Origin of the sequence: Larkinella knui (assembly GCF_003858645.1) — a bacterium.
Lineage (GTDB): Bacteria > Bacteroidota > Bacteroidia > Cytophagales > Spirosomataceae > Larkinella > Larkinella knui.
This window is the reverse complement of record NZ_RQJP01000006.1, coordinates 67,374-84,324: the sequence shown is the minus strand read 5'-3', so window position 1 is coordinate 84,324 and position 16,951 is coordinate 67,374. Positions and strand designations below refer to the sequence as shown.

Annotated in this window: 16 protein-coding genes; 8 read left to right on the top strand and 8 right to left on the bottom strand. The window is 52.2% G+C overall.

Annotated elements, in window-relative coordinates; translation table 11 throughout:
- Positions 1-15: 15 nt before the first annotated feature.
- The 4 genes from EHT87_RS26240 to EHT87_RS26225 are packed head-to-tail and all read right to left on the bottom strand — an operon-like array spanning position 16 to position 4,993.
- Complete coding sequence (locus EHT87_RS26240) at positions 16-1,476, bottom strand: M20 family peptidase (protein WP_124909776.1); 1,461 nt, start codon at positions 1,474-1,476, stop codon at positions 16-18.
- Between the two features lie 5 nt (positions 1,477-1,481).
- Positions 1,482-2,822 (bottom strand): DUF58 domain-containing protein, encoded by a 1,341-nt coding sequence (locus tag EHT87_RS26235; protein WP_124909775.1) that lies wholly within the window; start codon positions 2,820-2,822, stop codon positions 1,482-1,484.
- Positions 2,819-3,793, bottom strand: a complete 975-nt coding sequence (locus EHT87_RS26230; protein ID WP_124909774.1) for an AAA family ATPase — start codon at positions 3,791-3,793, stop codon at positions 2,819-2,821. The genes EHT87_RS26235 and EHT87_RS26230 overlap by 4 nt, the downstream gene beginning before the upstream one ends.
- A 15-nt stretch (positions 3,794-3,808) precedes the next feature.
- Positions 3,809-4,993 (bottom strand): DUF4350 domain-containing protein, encoded by a 1,185-nt coding sequence (locus EHT87_RS26225; RefSeq protein WP_124909773.1) that lies wholly within the window; start codon positions 4,991-4,993, stop codon positions 3,809-3,811.
- A gap of 153 nt (positions 4,994-5,146) precedes the next feature.
- Here EHT87_RS26225 and EHT87_RS26220 point away from each other — a divergent pair, with 153 nt between their 5' ends.
- The 6 genes from EHT87_RS26220 (at position 5,147) to EHT87_RS26195 (ending at position 11,926) form a co-directional block, all read left to right on the top strand.
- A complete protein-coding gene (locus EHT87_RS26220) occupies positions 5,147-5,683 on the top strand; it encodes a DUF2911 domain-containing protein (RefSeq protein WP_124909772.1) in 537 nt (178 codons plus the stop codon).
- 61 nt (positions 5,684-5,744) lie between these two features.
- The gene (locus EHT87_RS26215; protein WP_124909771.1) at positions 5,745-7,694 is read left to right on the top strand and encodes a M1 family metallopeptidase; all 1,950 of its coding nucleotides are present in this window, start codon (positions 5,745-5,747) and stop codon (positions 7,692-7,694) included.
- A 130-nt stretch (positions 7,695-7,824) separates the two neighbouring features.
- Positions 7,825-8,628, top strand: coding sequence for a hypothetical protein (locus tag EHT87_RS26210; RefSeq protein ID WP_148096042.1), 804 nt, complete (start codon positions 7,825-7,827; stop codon positions 8,626-8,628).
- 105 nt (positions 8,629-8,733) lie between these two features.
- Positions 8,734-9,999, top strand: a complete 1,266-nt coding sequence (locus EHT87_RS26205) for an MFS transporter (protein ID WP_124909769.1) — start codon at positions 8,734-8,736, stop codon at positions 9,997-9,999.
- A 140-nt stretch (positions 10,000-10,139) separates the two neighbouring features.
- Complete coding sequence (locus tag EHT87_RS26200; RefSeq protein WP_124909768.1) at positions 10,140-11,375, top strand: MFS transporter; 1,236 nt, start codon at positions 10,140-10,142, stop codon at positions 11,373-11,375.
- Positions 11,376-11,500: 125 nt separating this feature from the next.
- On the top strand, positions 11,501-11,926 hold the full coding sequence (locus EHT87_RS26195; RefSeq protein ID WP_124909767.1) for a T9SS type A sorting domain-containing protein: 426 nt from the start codon (positions 11,501-11,503) through the stop codon (positions 11,924-11,926).
- Between the two features lie 34 nt (positions 11,927-11,960).
- On the opposite strand, the gene EHT87_RS26190 is transcribed toward EHT87_RS26195, so the two are convergent.
- Both EHT87_RS26190 and EHT87_RS26185 read right to left on the bottom strand, forming a co-directional pair.
- Positions 11,961-12,737: a FecR family protein gene (locus EHT87_RS26190; protein ID WP_124909766.1), complete on the bottom strand. Its 777-nt coding sequence runs from the start codon at positions 12,735-12,737 to the stop codon at positions 11,961-11,963.
- A gap of 93 nt (positions 12,738-12,830) precedes the next feature.
- Positions 12,831-13,373 carry an RNA polymerase sigma-70 factor gene (locus tag EHT87_RS26185; protein ID WP_124909765.1) on the bottom strand — a complete coding sequence of 181 codons (543 nt, stop codon included), beginning with the start codon at positions 13,371-13,373 and terminating at the stop codon, positions 12,831-12,833.
- 432 nt (positions 13,374-13,805) lie between these two features.
- Here EHT87_RS26185 and EHT87_RS26180 point away from each other — a divergent pair, with 432 nt between their 5' ends.
- The gene (locus EHT87_RS26180) at positions 13,806-14,102 is read left to right on the top strand and encodes an SCP2 sterol-binding domain-containing protein (RefSeq protein WP_124909764.1); all 297 of its coding nucleotides are present in this window, start codon (positions 13,806-13,808) and stop codon (positions 14,100-14,102) included.
- Between the two features lie 49 nt (positions 14,103-14,151).
- The gene (locus EHT87_RS26175) at positions 14,152-15,594 is read left to right on the top strand and encodes a Gfo/Idh/MocA family protein (RefSeq protein WP_124909763.1); all 1,443 of its coding nucleotides are present in this window, start codon (positions 14,152-14,154) and stop codon (positions 15,592-15,594) included.
- Positions 15,595-15,667: 73 nt separating this feature from the next.
- Here EHT87_RS26175 and EHT87_RS26170 read toward each other — a convergent pair whose 3' ends face one another.
- Together EHT87_RS26170 and EHT87_RS26165 are read right to left on the bottom strand one after the other, a co-directional pair.
- On the bottom strand, positions 15,668-16,051 hold the full coding sequence (locus tag EHT87_RS26170) for a RidA family protein (RefSeq protein ID WP_229321372.1): 384 nt from the start codon (positions 16,049-16,051) through the stop codon (positions 15,668-15,670).
- Between the two features lie 89 nt (positions 16,052-16,140).
- A complete protein-coding gene (locus EHT87_RS26165) occupies positions 16,141-16,854 on the bottom strand; it encodes a pyridoxine 5'-phosphate synthase (RefSeq protein WP_124909762.1) in 714 nt (237 codons plus the stop codon).
- Positions 16,855-16,951 lie beyond the last annotated feature (97 nt).

Genomic DNA, 16,951 nt, shown 5'->3' with positions numbered 1-16,951 from the left:
GGAACTCTGTATGGGTTAGGGCTGGCTGTTTCTGATCAGCGTTACGTAAAACCGGATCATATTCCGGTAGTCTTTGAGACTGATTCGTTCGTTGGTGCCGTGAACCCGCTGGGTGTCTTCGTCGTTCATAGGCGTGGGTGAAAACCGGTAGATTTGCGAACAAACCGGGGCATAAAACCGCGAATCGGTGCCGCCCAAGGTCAAATACGGGGTGACAATGGTTTCGGGAAAAACGCCTTTGATGGTGCGGTGAATCCGTTCAAAACCGGGGGCCGCCGGATCGGAAACGGGGGACGGTTCACTAATGAATTTTTTCAGTACGTTGATCCTAATGCGCTCATCATCAATTACTTCTTTTACATGCTTCACAACGGTTTCAACCGTTTCGCCGGGCAGAATCCGGAAGTTAATGGTGGCGGTGGCTTCGATCGGCAGCACGTTGTCTTTCACTCCGGCCTGAAAAATGGTGGGTGCGGTGGTGGTTCGCAGGGCCGCACTACCGGAGTTCGATTGAACCATGATCCGGCTGATCAGGGGAGCAAATAGCCACTGGTTGGCGAACACGATCCGCTGCCCGACCGGCATTTCGGGACCGATGTAGGTAAACATCTGATCCAGACCCGCATCGAGCCGCGCCGGAAACGGGTTCTTTTCCAGCTTGCTGACCGCTTCAGCGATCAGGCCGATGCTGGTTTGTTTGGGCGGCATCGACGAATGACCGCCCTTGCTGACCGTCGTCAGTTCGATGCTGGCGTATCCTTTTTCGCCGATTCCAATCAATGCGACCGGTTTGGTAAGACCGGGAATACCGTCGGTTTTAAGCACACCGCCTTCATCCAGGACGTATTCCAGCGAAACTTTCCGTTGAGCCAGGGCGGCTGCTATGGTTTGGGCACCCCGAAAACCGGTTACTTCTTCGTCCTGTCCGTAGGCCAGAAAAACCGTCCGTTCGGGCCGAAAACCGGTGCTGAGCAGCCACTCGACGGCTTCCAGTTGCGCCATCACGCTGCTTTTGTCGTCCAAAGTGCCGCGCCCATACAGAAAACCGTCTTCGATCAACCCACCGAACGGCGGCTTTTTCCACATTTTCTGCGTTCCCTGAATCACCGGAACCACATCGTAATGCCCCATCAGCAACACCGGTTTTAGCGCCGGATTTTGCCCTTTCCATTCATACAGTAAACCGTATTGGTTGAAGGTTTCGCGCTTGAGCTGGCGGTGAATCCGGGGAAACGATTGCTGAAGTAAAGTCAGAAATTTCTCAAACTGCGTGGTATCCGTCAGCGAATAATCCGAATACGAAACCGTGCGCAGTTGCAGGGCTTTTACCAGCCGGTTAATGGCCGAATCGCCGACCGAAACGGCGGGGGCGGGGGGAACATCGGTGAGTTGCTTCGATGAAGACCGGAGGGTGTTCAGGACCAGAACACCCATCAGTACAGCCAATCCAATCAGTAACCAGCGGAGTCGTTTCATTGGGTTTAAATCATACCCCGCGCTTTCAATTCGAGGTATTTATTCACGGTGTCGGCGGTCAGGTTTTGCGGAGCGGTCAGAATAGCCTGAATACCGTATTGTTGTAATTCTTTGACAATCAATTTCTTTTCGTAATAAAACTTCTCGGCAATGGTTTTCTGGTAAATCTCCTCCGTCGTGTTGGCCGGGTTGGCCAATAAACTTTTTAATTCGGTATTTTCAAAGAAAACCACAATCAGCAGGTGTTCTTTGGCCATCCGGCGCAGGTAAGGCAGTTGGCGACGGAGCGCGTTAACGGTTTCAAAATTAGTAAAAAGCAGCAATAAGCTTCGCTGCCGGATGTGCCGGCGAATGTTGGTATAAAGGGCTTCGTAATCCGACTCCAGAAAGCGGGTTTTCTGCCGATACAGCACTTCCAGAATCTTTTGAAGGTGGCCCGGCCGACGCTCGGCCGACACCAGTTGCCCGATTTGGTCGGAGAACGTCAGCAGTCCGGCGCGATCCTGTTTGAGCAGGGCAATGTTGCTCAGCACGAGGGAGGCATTGATGGCGTAATCCAGCAGGCTCAGGCCCTCAAACGGCGACTTCATGACGCGGCCTTTGTCGATGAGGCAATAAATGGCCTGCGATCTTTCGTCCCGGAATGCGTTCACCATCAGGTCGCTCTGCCGGGCGGTGGCTTTCCAGTTGATCGTCCGGACGTCGTCGCCCCGGCTGTAGGCCCGCACCTGTTCAAACTCCATGCTGTGGCCGATCCGGCGGACTTTTTTGATGCCCACTTCGGTCAGGCGGTTCGAAATGGCCAGCAATTCATACTGCCGCATTTGCAGAAACGACGGAAAAACCGCCACGAGTTTATTCTGCGAAAACGCGTAGCGTCGTTTCAAAAACCGCAGGGGCGTCATCACAAAGACATTCACCGCACCGAAACTGTATTCGCCCCGTTTGGTCGGCCGCAGGTCATAGCGTACCGTTTGCGTTTCGTTGGGCTTCAAGGTGGCGGCAAACAGCACATCCCGTTTTTGGAACTGGAACGGTATTTCGTCGATTACTTCCACCGGCGTCTGAAACGGATAGCGGTTTTCCAGATAGATAGACACCGGATTTTCGTCACCGTTCGACAGCCGGTCGGGCAGTTCGCGCCGGGCAAAAAAAGCCGCCCGTTCGGTCCGGTTTCGAAACAGCAGAACGCCATCCAGCAGCAGCAGCGCCACAAAAACCGCCAGCAGCAGTTTCACAAACGGAAACAATACCGGAAACACGTACGCCAGGATGAACAGCAAAACGAACGCGATCAGCAGCAGCCAGACCCGGGTCGAGATGTAGAGCGCGCGGAAGAGGTTCATCGCGGCACTTCAATCTTCTGCACCACCTGGCCGATCACCTCGTCGGCCGTGCCACCTTCCATCTCGCGTTCGGGCGTGAGCAACACGCGGTGCCGCAAGACCGGCGCGGCCAGTTCCTGCACGTCTTCGGGCGTCACAAAATCGCGGCCCCGGAGCGTGGCGAGGGCTTTCGAGCTGTTCAGCAGTGCCACCGAAGCGCGGGGTGATGCGCCCAGAAACAGCGACTTGTGGGTGCGCGTACTCTGCACGATCTGGGCGATGTATTCGAGCAGTTTGTCTTCGATGTGAACGCGGTGAACCTGCGACCGCAGGGTTTGCAGCTGTTCAGCCGTCAGCGCCGGTTGCACGGCTTCGACGGCGTCGGCCAGATTCCGGCGCTCGTGGTGGCCTTTCAGAATGTTCACTTCTTCCAGGATGTTGGGATACCCGACGACAACTTTGAACAAAAACCGGTCGAGCTGGGCTTCGGGCAGGCGGTAAGTGCCTTCCTGTTCGACGGGATTTTGCGTAGCCAGCACCAGAAACGGCTCGGCCAGCAGGTAGGTGATGCCGTCGTTGGTGGCCTGACGCTCCTCCATGACCTCGAACAAAGCCGCCTGCGTTTTGGCCGGGGCGCGGTTGATTTCGTCGATCAGCACAATGTTGGAAAAAATGGGTCCCCGGCGGTATTCAAAATCGGTAGTTTTGGGATTGAAAATCGAGGTTCCCAGCACGTCGGACGGCATCAGGTCGGGCGTGAACTGAATCCGGCTGAAATCGACCGAAATGGTTTTGGCCAGTAGTTTGGCAATCAACGTTTTAGCCACACCGGGAACGCCCTCGATCAGCACATGGCCGTCGGCCAGCAAAGCCGTCAGCAGCAGGTCGATGGTTTGGTGCTGTCCGACAATGACCTTGCCGATTTCGGCCCGGATGGCATCGACGGCGGTTTTGAGTTCGGTTAAATCCTGACGGGTTTCGTATTGAGACATGGGGTGAATTCGCGGTTATGCTTTCGCCTGTACATAAAATTTTTCAATCAGTTCATTCAATCGAATCAAGTCATACTCGCTCATGATTTGCTGTTGTGAAAAAGCAATCTGCCGAAATAAATCATGAACAACCTGCTCCGAAACGCCACTTTTACGCGCCAGCGCCTGCTTGAATTCTTCGTCCGGCAGGGTCGTGTTCAGCCCAAACTGTTCCCGAACATACGCCAAAAAATACTGAATTTTCTTTTTGGCCAGATTCCCGTGGTCGGCGCGTTGGAAATACAAACGCCCAATGTTTTGCACGAACGCCAGCGAGGTGTTTTTCAGCGGTTCCACCACGGGAATGACGCGTTGAGTTCGCTTGCCCGCAAAAATAACGTACAGCACCAAGCCTGCGACGGTCAGGTAATAGGCCCACACCAAGGGCGGCTGGGTCAGAATATACCGCAGGAGCGACTGCTCATCTTCGTCGAAACGCCCCAGTTTCTGGTATTCGTCCCAATAAGTCGGGAGCGCGGGCAAATACGACAGGGCTTTGTAGGCATAATCGTCCGTCGCCGGGTCGAGCACGTAAAAATTGGTGAATGCCAGCGGCAGATTATGAATGTAAAACGTGCCTTTTCCGTACCGGATTTTCAGAAAAATCGGTTCGTTTCGGGCGTTCCGGCCCAAAACCGTCATTTGGGTGGCTTTCGTGGTGACCAGAAAATTCCGGCCGTCGTCGTGCCGGAAGTGGTAATCGAGCCGGTTTTTAAGCGTCGGGTTGGTGAAATTCATGCCCAGCGTTGTGTCGCGCAGGGTGGGCGTTTTAAGGTCAGCCCGAAAACCCAGCTGCCTGGCCAGCGAATCCGGAAATTCATAGGCCGAAATAAAAACCGTATTGCCCCGGCTGACGTAATCCAGCAGTTTCGTTCGGTCAAAGCCGGTCAATTTCAGCGTATGGCAAACAAAAATATAATTGCTCCGTGCCGGTAATTTTTTATCTGACAGATGGTTATAAACCGGCAGGCGCAGGCTTGTCACCGGTTGCCGGTTCATGATATCAGGCAACAGATCAAACAACACCCTGGTGCCGAACGGGATCTTGTCCTTGTTCGTGTAGGTGGGATTCCAGTCGATGGGTTTGGGGCGGTAATATTCAAACAGCCCGTACGCAACGATGGTTGTAAGCAGAAAGAGAAGGTATTTATTCGGTTTCAAACGATATTGGTTTTTCTTGCAGCTTTGCAAACGTGAACGGTTGGTCCGGACCGTTGAGTTTACTGGTGCGATTGCAAGTTATAATAACGGTAGAAACCCGCAACCAAACAAATTTTCATACCTTTCCAGATATCTACCTAAAATAGTTGTGCTATGAAAAAAGTATTATGGATCGTCGGCATCATTGCGGTGGTTTTACTCCTTGGTTTTTTCGGACTTCGTTCGTACACCAAGTCGAGCAGCCCGGAGGCTGTTGCCGAAATTAACGAGAATGGCGTTCAGGTGAAAGTTGAATATTGCCAGCCGTATAAAAAAGGACGCAAAATCTTTGGCGGCCTGGTGCCCTACGGCGAAGTCTGGCGCACGGGCGCCAACGAAGCGACGATTATCACGCTCGAGCAAAACGTGACGGTGGCCGGTCAACCGTTGGACGAAGGAGAATATTCGCTCTGGACCATTCCGTCGGAAGGCAGTTGGATGGTTATTTTCAACCGCGAAACGGGGCAGTGGGGTACGAATTACGACCAGACAAAAGACGTGTTGCGGGTTCCGGTAGCCGCCCGCAAACGCAATGCCGTTGCCGAACAGTTTTACATCAGCTTTGCACCGCAATCGGGCGGAACGGACATGTTGCTGGCCTGGGATCAGACCGAAGCCATCGTGCCGATTCGGGTTCGGGAAAATCAATAAACTCCTGAACCGTAGCTACTTGAGGAAAACGATTTGCCGGAAACCGGATCACAATGCGTGCATGAAATACGTAGCAATCGCTCTCAGTTTTTTATGTTTGGGTGAGACTGGGTACGCACAGAAAACCACCCTTTCGGTGCCGCTCAGTCCGCGAATCGCCAATTACCAGATCGACGTTCAACTCAATACCGAAACCAAACGGCTGGAAGGAAAAGAGACGCTGGTCTGGAAAAACACGTCCGGCGACTTCATTCGTGAATTGCAGTTTCATTTGTATCTGAACGCGTTTCGGAACGACAAATCGACGTTCATGCGCGAGTCGGGTGGTCAGTTGCGGGGTGATTTTATCGATCGAAATGATCCTGATTCCTACGGCTGGATCGATATTGTTTCGATAAAAACCCGCAACGGTCCATCGGGCAAAACGGAAAACCTGACGGGCCACTACCGGTTTATCCAGCCTGACGACGCCAATTCCGACGACCGGACCGTTATACAACTGCCGCTCAATCAGCCGCTTGCGCCCGGCCAGAGCCTTGTGCTCGACATTGCCTTTCGGGCCAGGCTGCCCAAAATCTTTGCCCGAACGGGGTATAGCCGCGATTTTTTTCTGGTAGCGCAGTGGTTTCCCAAAATTGGCGTTTATGAACCGCCCGGAACCCGCTATGCCAAAACCGGTCAGTGGAACTGTCACCAGTTTCACGCCCACTCGGAGTTTTATGCGGATTATGGAGTCTACGATGTTGCCCTGACGACGCCCAAAAGCTTTCGGATTGGTGCGACCGGCCTTTTGAAAAGTGAACGCCAAAATCGGGACGGTACCAAAACCCAGCGCTGGCACGCCGAAGACGTGGTCGATTTTGCCTGGACGGCTTCCCCGGATTTTGAAACGTTCGATGCCCGCTGGCGGCATGTTTCCATTCGCGCCCTGATGCAACCCGAACACGCGAGTCAGGCGCAGCGACACATCGACGCGGCCAAGGTGGCGCTGGCTTATTTTGACAAAAAGCTGGGGCGATATCCCTTTCCTAATCTTACCATCGTGGACCCGCCGGTTTCGGCGATGGGCGCAGCGGGCATGGAATACCCGACGTTCATTACCGCCGGAACGAGCTGGGAAATCCCCGCAGGAATCCGGATTCCGGAGCAGGTTACCATCCATGAGTTTGGCCATCAGTATTTTATGCAGCTGCTGGCAACTAACGAGTTTGAAGAAGCGTGGATGGACGAGGGCTTTAATCAGTATTACGAAGGCCGGATCATGGACGAAACCTACGGCCCGAAATCATCGGTCATCGATCTGTTTGGCTACCGGATGGGCAATCTCGAATTGTCGCGCACTTCCTACGTCCACCTCGATCATCCGGCCATTGCCCCTTCTTTTGGCAATGTCTGGCAACTGCCGGATTCCTATTATGGCGAACTGACCTATTTTAAACCAGCTACGTGGATGAGGACGCTCGACGGATTGGTCGGCCGTCCGGTGATGGACGAAATCATGCGGACGTATTTTGAACGCTGGAAGTTCAAACATCCCAATGCCGATAACTTCATAGCAATTGTGAATGAGGTGGTTACGAAACGATTCGGCAACCGGTTTGGCCCGAATATGAACTGGTTTTTTGATCAGGTGCTGTACGGCACTCAGGTGTGTGACTACGAACTGCATTCGGTAACCAGCACGAAGCAGGGGAGGAGTTACCGCTCTGCCGTTACGGTTTACCGAAAAGGCGACGCCCAACTACCGGTTGAGGTTCTGGTGCATTTCGAAAATGGAAGGGAGCAACTTCTGCACTGGGACGGCAAAGCCCCCAGCCATACCTTTACCGTAACACAGGCCACCCGCGCCGACTGGGCCAAAATCGACCCGCAACAGAAGATCTATATCGATACCAATCTGAACAACAACAGTTTTACCGTTCGCCCGCCCGGCAGTCCGTCGGCTAAATATGCCGCTAAACTGATGTTCTGGGTGCAAAACTGGATGCAGTGGCTGGGGTGGCTGGTCTAAAATGGATGCTGAACGATGGGTTTTTATACGGTTTTATTGAAGTACTATGTTGATTAGTCGTGCATTTCTTCTCGTCTGTCGCGCGTGGCGTATGGTTTTGTGGCTGTACTTTGTTAATTTTTCAGGTGGTTTGCTGGTGTTATTGCCCGCTTATGCAACACTCCAGAAACAAACCGGTTCTTCGCTGGAATATTTAAAATTACTGAACAACTTCGACTATACGGTTTATTCTGATTTTATGCAGAACAGCCAATCGGCAATCGATCCGCTGCTTTCCGTCGGGAGTTGGTTGGGCGTTCTGTATCTGGTTGGCAGTATTTTTTTTTCGGGCGGTATTTTGCTTTCCGTGTCGCCTTCGGCCGAACTCCGGCAACCCTTTCGATTAAGCCGGTTTTTACCCGCCTGTATCCAGTTTTTCGGGCGGTTTTTTCGGTTATTCCTGAGCATATCGGGCCTGATTTTGGTCGTGGCCGTCTTTTGGATGCTGGTTGGCTTCGTAGTCGGAACCAGCCTGAGTGACACGGCCAATGAAAAGGATATGATCTGGGTGTTCCTGATTTGCCTGTTCTTCTTTTCCCTGGTTACTTTATTCCTGTTGTGTGTGGGCGATTGTGCCAAAATCCTGTTGTTTCGTCACGACGAAACCCGGGTGTTTCTGGTATTCCGGCAAGCCATGCGCTTGGTGTGGACGCACTTTCTATTAATTTTTGGTTTTTATTTGCTACTCATGAGTATGGGAGCGGCCTGTTTTGCTATCTACTTCCTGATCGATTCCTGGATAGTCACCCGTGGCTGGCTTTCGATTGCAGCGCTGTTTCTGTTTCAGCAACTCTTCATTTTTTCAAGAGTATTCCTGAAGGTTTGGACACTGGCGACCGCCCTGCAGCTAGTTACCAGCCGCGAAGGACAACCGGCTTTGTATCGACCGGTTTAAATAACAACCTAATCAGGGCAACCTTGGCTCATTAAGTTGGTCAAATGTGGCTAAATCGGTAACTTGCCAATCCTTATTTTTTCCTAACAACCTTTTACCAAACGAATGCAATCCATAGTTCCTCCCCCGCCAAAGGTATCGTATAAATCCCTGTTTGGCCTGCCCGTCATTGTTGCCGCTTTAGGCTATTTTGTTGACATCTACGATCTGCTGCTGTTTGGTATCGTCCGCGTTCCCAGCCTCCGGGATCTGGGGTTGAACGACGAGCAGATTTCCCGCGTCGGCGCTACTATTCTGAACTGGCAAATGGGCGGGTTGCTCATCGGCGGTATTCTCTGGGGTGTGCTGGGTGATAAACGCGGGCGGCTGTCGGTGCTTTTTGGTTCCATCATTACCTATTCGATCGCTAACATTGCCTGCGGTTTCATCGACCGCGTGACGTTTATGAACCCGGTCGATTATTATGCAGTCATGCGGTTTATCGCGGGCGTCGGGCTGGCCGGCGAACTGGGCGCGGGCATTACGCTCGTCTCCGAAGTGCTGCCGAAACAACTGCGCGCCATCGGGACGTCGCTGGTGGCCGGTGTTGGGTTGTTCGGAGCGGTGGTGGCCTATTTCACCGTTGAGTTATTCAACTGGCAAAACGCTTTTCTGATCGGCGGAGGCATGGGAATCGGGCTGCTATTGCTGCGAATCGGCGTGATCGAGTCCGGAATGTTTACGCAGGTATCGGAACAGAAACACGTTCAAAAGGGCAATTTCTTCTCCTTTTTTACCGATTGGGAGCGGTTTTCGAAATACATGAAATGCATCGGTATTGGACTGCCAACCTGGTTTGTCATCGGCATTCTGGCCACGTTCAGCAATGAATTCGGCAAGGCGTTCGGAATTGCCGAACCCGTCAAACCGGGTCTGACCATCATGTGGTGCTACATCGGTCTGGCCATCGGTGACCTGGCGAGTGGCTTGATCAGTCAGGGGTTAAAATCCCGCAAGCAGGCGGTTTCGTTGCTGATGGGTTTTACGCTGATTGTCAGCTTGGTATACGTCTTTGTTGGTCCCAAAACCGTTACGGGCCTGTACATGTATTTTCTGGCGATGGGCTTCGGAATTGGGTATTGGGCCATGTTTGTTACCATTGGTGCCGAGCAGTTTGGTACGAATCTCCGGGCCACAGCCGCCACCACCGTCCCGAATATGGTGCGCGGAACCGTCATTCTGATGACGAGCCTGTATAGCTACCTCAAACCGTCCTTCGACATCGTCAATGCCGGAATTGCGGTTGGCATTCTCAGTTTTGCCATCGGTTTCTATTCCATTTTGACCATTCCCGAAACGCACGGCAAAGACCTTAATTATTTGGAGGAGTAAAGGAGAACCTCTTGACGAAACGAAATACTAAATGGAAAATGATAAAGGATTTCAGAAGCGCCAAGCTACTTTTCCATTTATCATTTTCCATTTAGTATTCTCTTAAAAATTAAACCGTCCTCATTTCGTCTTTCCCTGACATGATTCCTTCCCCGCCTTCCTTATCCTACCGCCCGCTGTTCACCTTACCGGTAATTGTGGCGGCTTTGGGCTATTTCGTGGATGTCTACGATCTGTTGTTGTTCAATATTGTTCGCGTACCGAGTCTGAAAGACCTGGGTCTCGACGAAAAACAGGTATCGGTCATCGGGGGCACGGTCTTGAACTGGCAGCAGGCCGGTTTGCTTTTGGGCGGAGTTTTATGGGGCATTTTGGGGGATAAACGCGGGCGGCTGTCGGTGCTGTTCGGTTCTATCATTACCTATTCACTGGCCAACATTGCCTGCGGTTTTGTGCAGGATGCGGACACGTATGCAGTCTTGCGTTTTGTGGCCGGACTGGGGCTGGCCGGCGAACTGGGTGCGGGCATCACGCTCGTTTCCGAAATTCTGCCGAAAGAACTCCGCGGCTACGGAACCTCGCTGATTGCGGGTGTGGGCCTGTTTGGCGCTGTCGTCGCGTATTTCACCGTTGTGTTGTTCGACTGGCGGACGACCTATTTCATCGGTGGCGGCTTGGGCTTGTTCCTGTTGCTGTTGCGGGTGTCGGTTTTCGAGTCGGGTATGTTTCTCAAAATCAGGGAGCAAACCGTCCAGCGCGGTAATTTCTGGTCCCTGTTCACCAATCGAAAGCGTTTGCTGACCTACCTCCGCTGCATGGGGCTGGCCGTTCCGACGTATTTTGTCATCGGTATTCTGGCCACATTCAGCAACGAGTTTGGCAAGGCGCTGGGCATTGCCGAACCCATTACGCCGGGCCGGGTCGTGATGTTTACGTATATTGGTATGGCGGTCGGGGATCTGGTGAGCGGCCCGCTGAGCCAGTGGTTTCACTCCCGCCGACGGGCCATTGGGGCTTTGATGACGCTGAATCTGGTCTTTGTGGCGGTTTATCTGTTTGCCGGTATATCGTCGCTCCCGGTATTTTATGCCGTTTGCGTCGGTATGGGCTTTTCGATTGGTTACATCGCCCTGTTTCTAACGGTATCCGCCGAGCATTTTGGTACGAACCTGAGAGCAACCGCCACCACGTCCATCGCCAACAATGTCCGGGCCACCACCCTGCTCACCATTCCGCTCTTTCAATCGCTCAAACTTTCGGTTGGTGTCATCGGGGCGGCCACGATCGTTGCTTCCTGTTGCTTTATCATCAGTTTCTGGTCGCTGGCAACACTGGACGAGACCTACGGGAAGGATCTGAATTACACGGAATCCTGATCAACGGGTCCTTGTAACCGTTTATCCCTTTTTTCGGCCATTTCTCCCAATACTCCGCTCCGCCGGTTGGGGTGCTCCGTCTTTTTGGTGAATCTGAACAGTAAACAACAAACCTGTTAAACACCATGAAAACGATCATCCGCACCGCCAGTGCGTTCATGCTGGGTGCCCTTCTCTTTGCCGGAATCCCCTCCAACGCACAAACGACAGTTGAAAACAAACCCTTTTTAGTGGCAACTTATCCGTCAGCGGACCCTTTAAAGTTGTGGATGAATATTCAGCGGAACGACCCGAAAAGTAAAATCATTGTTCGGCTGCTCGATCAGAACAACCGGGTCGTATTTGTGGAAAGTGTGCCCAGAAATAAGGATAAATACCGTCAGCGGTTTGATATGAGCCAGATGGTAGACGGTGCCTATACGTTTCTGGTCACGAACGGGAATGAGACCATTGAAAAAACATTTCAGTTGAAAACCTCCGGCATTCAGGAGCGTACTACGCAGCGTCTGCTGACGGTTGTGCCCAGCGGTGAACAGTTGACGGGAATGTAACGAAAGAAAGAAGTGAATCACCACTTCTTTCTTATTACTTTTTTGCCCAGGCGGTATAGGTAAACGGATTAACCTGGCGTCTGATCAGTTGGGTAGATTTTTCGTCGTATTCTGCCATTTCGCCCTGCTGCAGGTTGTATTTCTTCATTTCGCCCAACATATCCGAATAGTGAATGATAAAGCTGGCGAGGCCCTGTTCGACAACAACCCGGTTTTTTTTGTTGTGCCGGCCAACATACAACCGGGCTTTCTGCACTTCAGTTACCACGTGGTCGGCGGTATAAATCAGAAACCGGAAACCGTTGGGTTGTTCGGCAACGGTAATCAGCGCTTCGCCATTTAGCCAGATGCTGCGATTGGGCCCCGACCAGTCGGAAGAAACTTTTAAGGTTGAGTTTTTATTGAGAATAACGGTAGAATGATCCGTCAACTCGACGCGCATCGACTGATCGACCGCGGATTGGTAGATAACATCGGCGGGCAAATTCGCCTGACGCAGAAACCGGATGGTGAGCCCAAAGGCAATGATGCAACCGACCCAGATCGCAATGCGGGCAATCTGGCGCCATACCGTCCGGTAAAGGGGTGGTTCGGGTTCAGCGGGAAGGTCTTTGGTTTGTCGGGAAATGTCCAGCCAAATGCGCTGCCAATCGGGGGATTCGACACCGGAAACGGATGGATTACTCCATTGTTTCCGCATCAATCCGCGCAAACGCGATTCGTTGTCCGGGTTCTGCAACCAGCCAATAACCCACTGCTCTTCTTCAGGGCTGCATTCATTCCGGGTGTATTTAACCAGTAACTCTTCCATTACAATGGGTGAATGCGTGAATTTGGAATCCGTGACTAAATGGCTAGACTTTCGGTGAAGTAGTCACGCATTCAAGGTTTACGCATCCAAAATTCAGTACGTATGCCGTTGAAAATAAGCGCCTAAGGTATCATAGGCTTGCATGAGATGATCTTCGATGGTTCGGGTCGACAAATTCATGCGGTCCGCAATTTGCTGGGACGTGTATCCTTCATGACGGCTGAGCAGATAAATTTCCCGACGGCGCGGGGGAAGCTGCGCCACCGCCTGCTGATACAGTAATTCCAGTTCCTGATACAGCACCTGTTCTTCCGTGTCCGTACCCGATTGCGTGGTTAACCGCTGCAGTATTTCCTGCGGCTGGCATTGGCTGTGCCGTTCGCGAAAAGCCGCAATCACCAACCCGTAAGTCATCGTAAATAAATAACCGTTCAAGGGAATATCTTCATCAAGCGTACTACGGCGTTCCCAGAGCGTAGTGAAGACATCGCGCACAATCTGCTGAGCTAATTCCGGGGATTTAAGAAAGCTTGTTGTGAAGTAATAAATCCGTTGAACATACCGGTCATAGACACGCCGAAAAGCAGTCGGGTCAGCATTCCTGAGTTGTCGAAGAAGTGTTTGTTCAGCTTGCATTCTAATTACACGTTTTTTAACAGGAGTCTGATCACTCTCGATTATCAGACGCCGAACTCAACAGGTTGGTCGACAAACTCCGGATACCATGGTCACCGATTTGCTCCTGGGTATTTTTGACAACCTCCGGGTGGACTAGAGCAGTAGCTGCAGTCAGGAAATACATGAGGAGCGTATTATCTATTCTGATGGTACAAATTGTGAGGGTAAATATACACAGAATTGTCAGAAATGCAGAAAGTAGGTTTACCGATAAGTAAACAATAGCTGTGGAGGGCTGTTCCATCAATACAGCAGGATTCCGATTAGTTCAGGGTATAGTTAACCGGTTTGAACTTACTAATTTTTTCGATATTCTGTATGCTTTTACCGAAAAAACCGCCTAGTTTTATCGGTTATTGTCCTATTTTGAGTCGTAAACAAACCACACATATGAATTTACAGGAATTTACCGATCAGATTCGTCAACGGATTGGCACCGGTAGTGGATTAAATGCCACGGTCAAATTGGCTACTGATCAGGGGATTGTGTTTATCGACGGCCGGCAGTCCCCAGCCGTCGTTACCAACGAAGATAACGAGGCCGATTGCACCATCAAGGTTTCGCTGAGTGATTTGCAAAAATTAGGAACCGGCGATCTGAATCCCATGACGGCGTTCATGCTCGGCAAATTAAAAGTGCAGGGTGATATGGCGCTTGCTATGAAAATTGGCCAGAAACTGAGCTAACGGCCTGGTAGTTTCTCCCGTATTTCAACTCCTAACTTCCTAAACCATCATGAAATTCACCGCTCTTTCCCGTCGGAAATTTATTCAGGGGAGTGCCCTGGCCGCAGCCGGGTTTACTATTGTGCCGCGTCATGTGCTGGGGGGCTCCGGTTTCACAGCGCCCAGTGATAAACTCAATATTGCGGCCGTGGGTTGTGGTGGCAAGGCGGATGTGAACATTCGGCTGGCGTATAACAACGGCTCGGATAACATGGTCGCGCTCTGCGATGTTGACGACCGCCAGTCGAAGAAATTTCGCGGCCAGTTTCCCAAGGCGCCCTATTTTAAGGATTACCGCCAGCTGTTTGATAAGGAAGCGAAGAATTTTGAAGCGGTCATTATCTCGACGCCCGACCACATGCACGCGCCGATTGCGATGGCCGCCATGCAGTTGGGAAAACACGTTTACTGCGAAAAACCGCTGACGCACGATATTTACGAAGCCCGGATGCTGACCGAAGCCGCCCGCAAATACAAGGTCGTTACCCAAATGGGCAATCAGGGCAGCAGCGGGGATGATACGCGGAAAATCGAAACCTGGATTCAGAAAGGCGTCATCGGTCACGTTCATACCGTCAACTGCTGGACCAACCGCCCGGTTTGGCCGCAGGGCGTTCGCTCGCCGAAAGACAAAGGCGAATCGCAGCCGGTTCCGGCCGAGGTCGACTGGGATTTGTGGCTCGGTACGGCACCGCTCCGCGATTATCACGAAGCCTACATGCCCACCCGCTGGCGGGGTTACTGGGATTTCGGTACGGGCGCACTCGGCGACATGGGCTGCCACTTCATGGATGTGCCGTTTCGGGCCTTGAAGCTGAAGTATCCGACCTCGGTCGAATGCAGCGTCGGTTCGGTGTATTCCGATTTTTTTAAGGAAGCATTCTACGACGACGTTTGCCCCCCTTCATCGGCGATTCACCTGACGTTCCCGTCGGACGACAAGAAGGTGAAAGAAATCAAATTTTCGTGGTACGACGGCGGTATTCGTCCTCCATTACCGGAAGGAATTCCATACGAAAAAGTGTTTACAAACATCGATGGCGGCATGATGTTCATCGGCAGCAAGGGCATACTGGTTGCCGAGCTGTTTGGCAACAATCCCCGCCTGTTTCCGGAAGAGAAGTTTGGCGATAAAAAAATGCCGGAGGCCGAAAAACCGCTGGTCGAAGGCAAAACCGACGGCCACCAGCAGCAGTGGGTCAAAGCCTGCAAGCAGGGGTACGGGGCGTATACCAGCTCGTCGTTCGATGAGTCCGGCCCGCTGACCGAAACCGTCTTGATGGGTAATCTGGCCACCCGCAGTTATTTGTATCGGGAGCCCAAAACCGGCGGAGGATTCAGTTTTCCCGGCCGCAAGCAACTTCTGTGGGACGGCGCGAACATGAAAATCACCAATTTCGATTACGCCAACCAGTTTGTAAGACGGCAATACCGGGGAAGCTATACGCTTTGAGACCCGATTCGATTCGATCTAACCTGTCGGGTTTTCAAAACCTGACAGGTTAGATCGAATCGAATCGGGTTATTCAGTTCTTGCGAACCGCCACGGCTTCAATCTCGATCAGAAAACCGTAGTGCAGTTCCTTCGTTGGAACCACGGCGCGGGCGGGTTTGTGATCGCCGAAAAAAGCCGCATAGACGGTATTGACCTGATCCCACAGCGAAATGTCGGCAATATAGACCGTCGTTTTCAGGACGTGGGCCCGATCGCTTCCGGCGGCTTCCAGAATTGCCCCGACGTTTTCCAGCACCTGCCGGGTTTGTACGTCGATCGGGCCGGTCAGTTTCTCCTTCGTGACGGGGTGGATCGGCAACTGGCCGGACACAAAAATCAGGTCGCCCCAGACGGTGGCCTGGGCGTAGTGGCCGGCCGCAAGCGGAGCATTGGGCGTTTCGATGAATTCGATCATGGGATGGACAAGAGAAGATAGACAAGAGAGGATAGACTTTTTGAACTGGTAATCAATTTAGTAGATCTCTACTCTCTTGTCTATCTTCTTTACTCTAATTCTTTCAGGTACAGTTGAATGGTATTTTCCAGTCCCAGATACAGCGCGTCGCAGATGAGCGCGTGACCGATGGATACTTCGAGCAAACCGGGAATATTTTGTTGAAAATACCGCAGATTCTCCAGACTTAAATCGTGACCGGCGTTGAGCCCCAGTCCCAGTTCGTTCGCCACGTTTGCCGCCTGAATAAACGGGGCAATAGCGGCTTCCCGGTTTTCGGCGTACTGGGCCGCATATGGTTCGGTATACAATTCGATCCGGTCGGTACCGGTTTCTTTGGCACCCCGAACCATCTGCTCGTCGGCATCCACAAAGATCGAAACCCGAATTCCCAGGGCCTTAAATCGATTCACCAGATTCGTCAGGTAGAGCCGGTGTTTGATGGTGTCCCAACCCGCATTGGACGTAATGGCATCGACGGCATCGGGAACGAGCGTTACCTGCTCGGGCCGGACGCGCGTCACCAGCTCGATAAACCGCTCATCGGGATTGCCTTCAATGTTGAACTCGGTGGTGACCACTTTTTTCAGATGCAGCACGTCGGTATACCGGATGTGCCGTTCGTCGGGGCGTGGATGAACCGTGATGCCCTGCGCGCCAAACCGTTCACAATCGAGGGCCACTTTGACAACATCCGGATTATTTCCGCCCCGCGAATTCCGCAACGTGGCAATTTTATTGATATTAACACTCAGACGCGCCATTTTTTAGTGAAGAGTTATGAGTTAAGAGGGATGAGTTGCAAACAAGCCCATGCCGTTTTCGTAACTTTGCCACACGGTCATTGGTTCCGAAACGGAA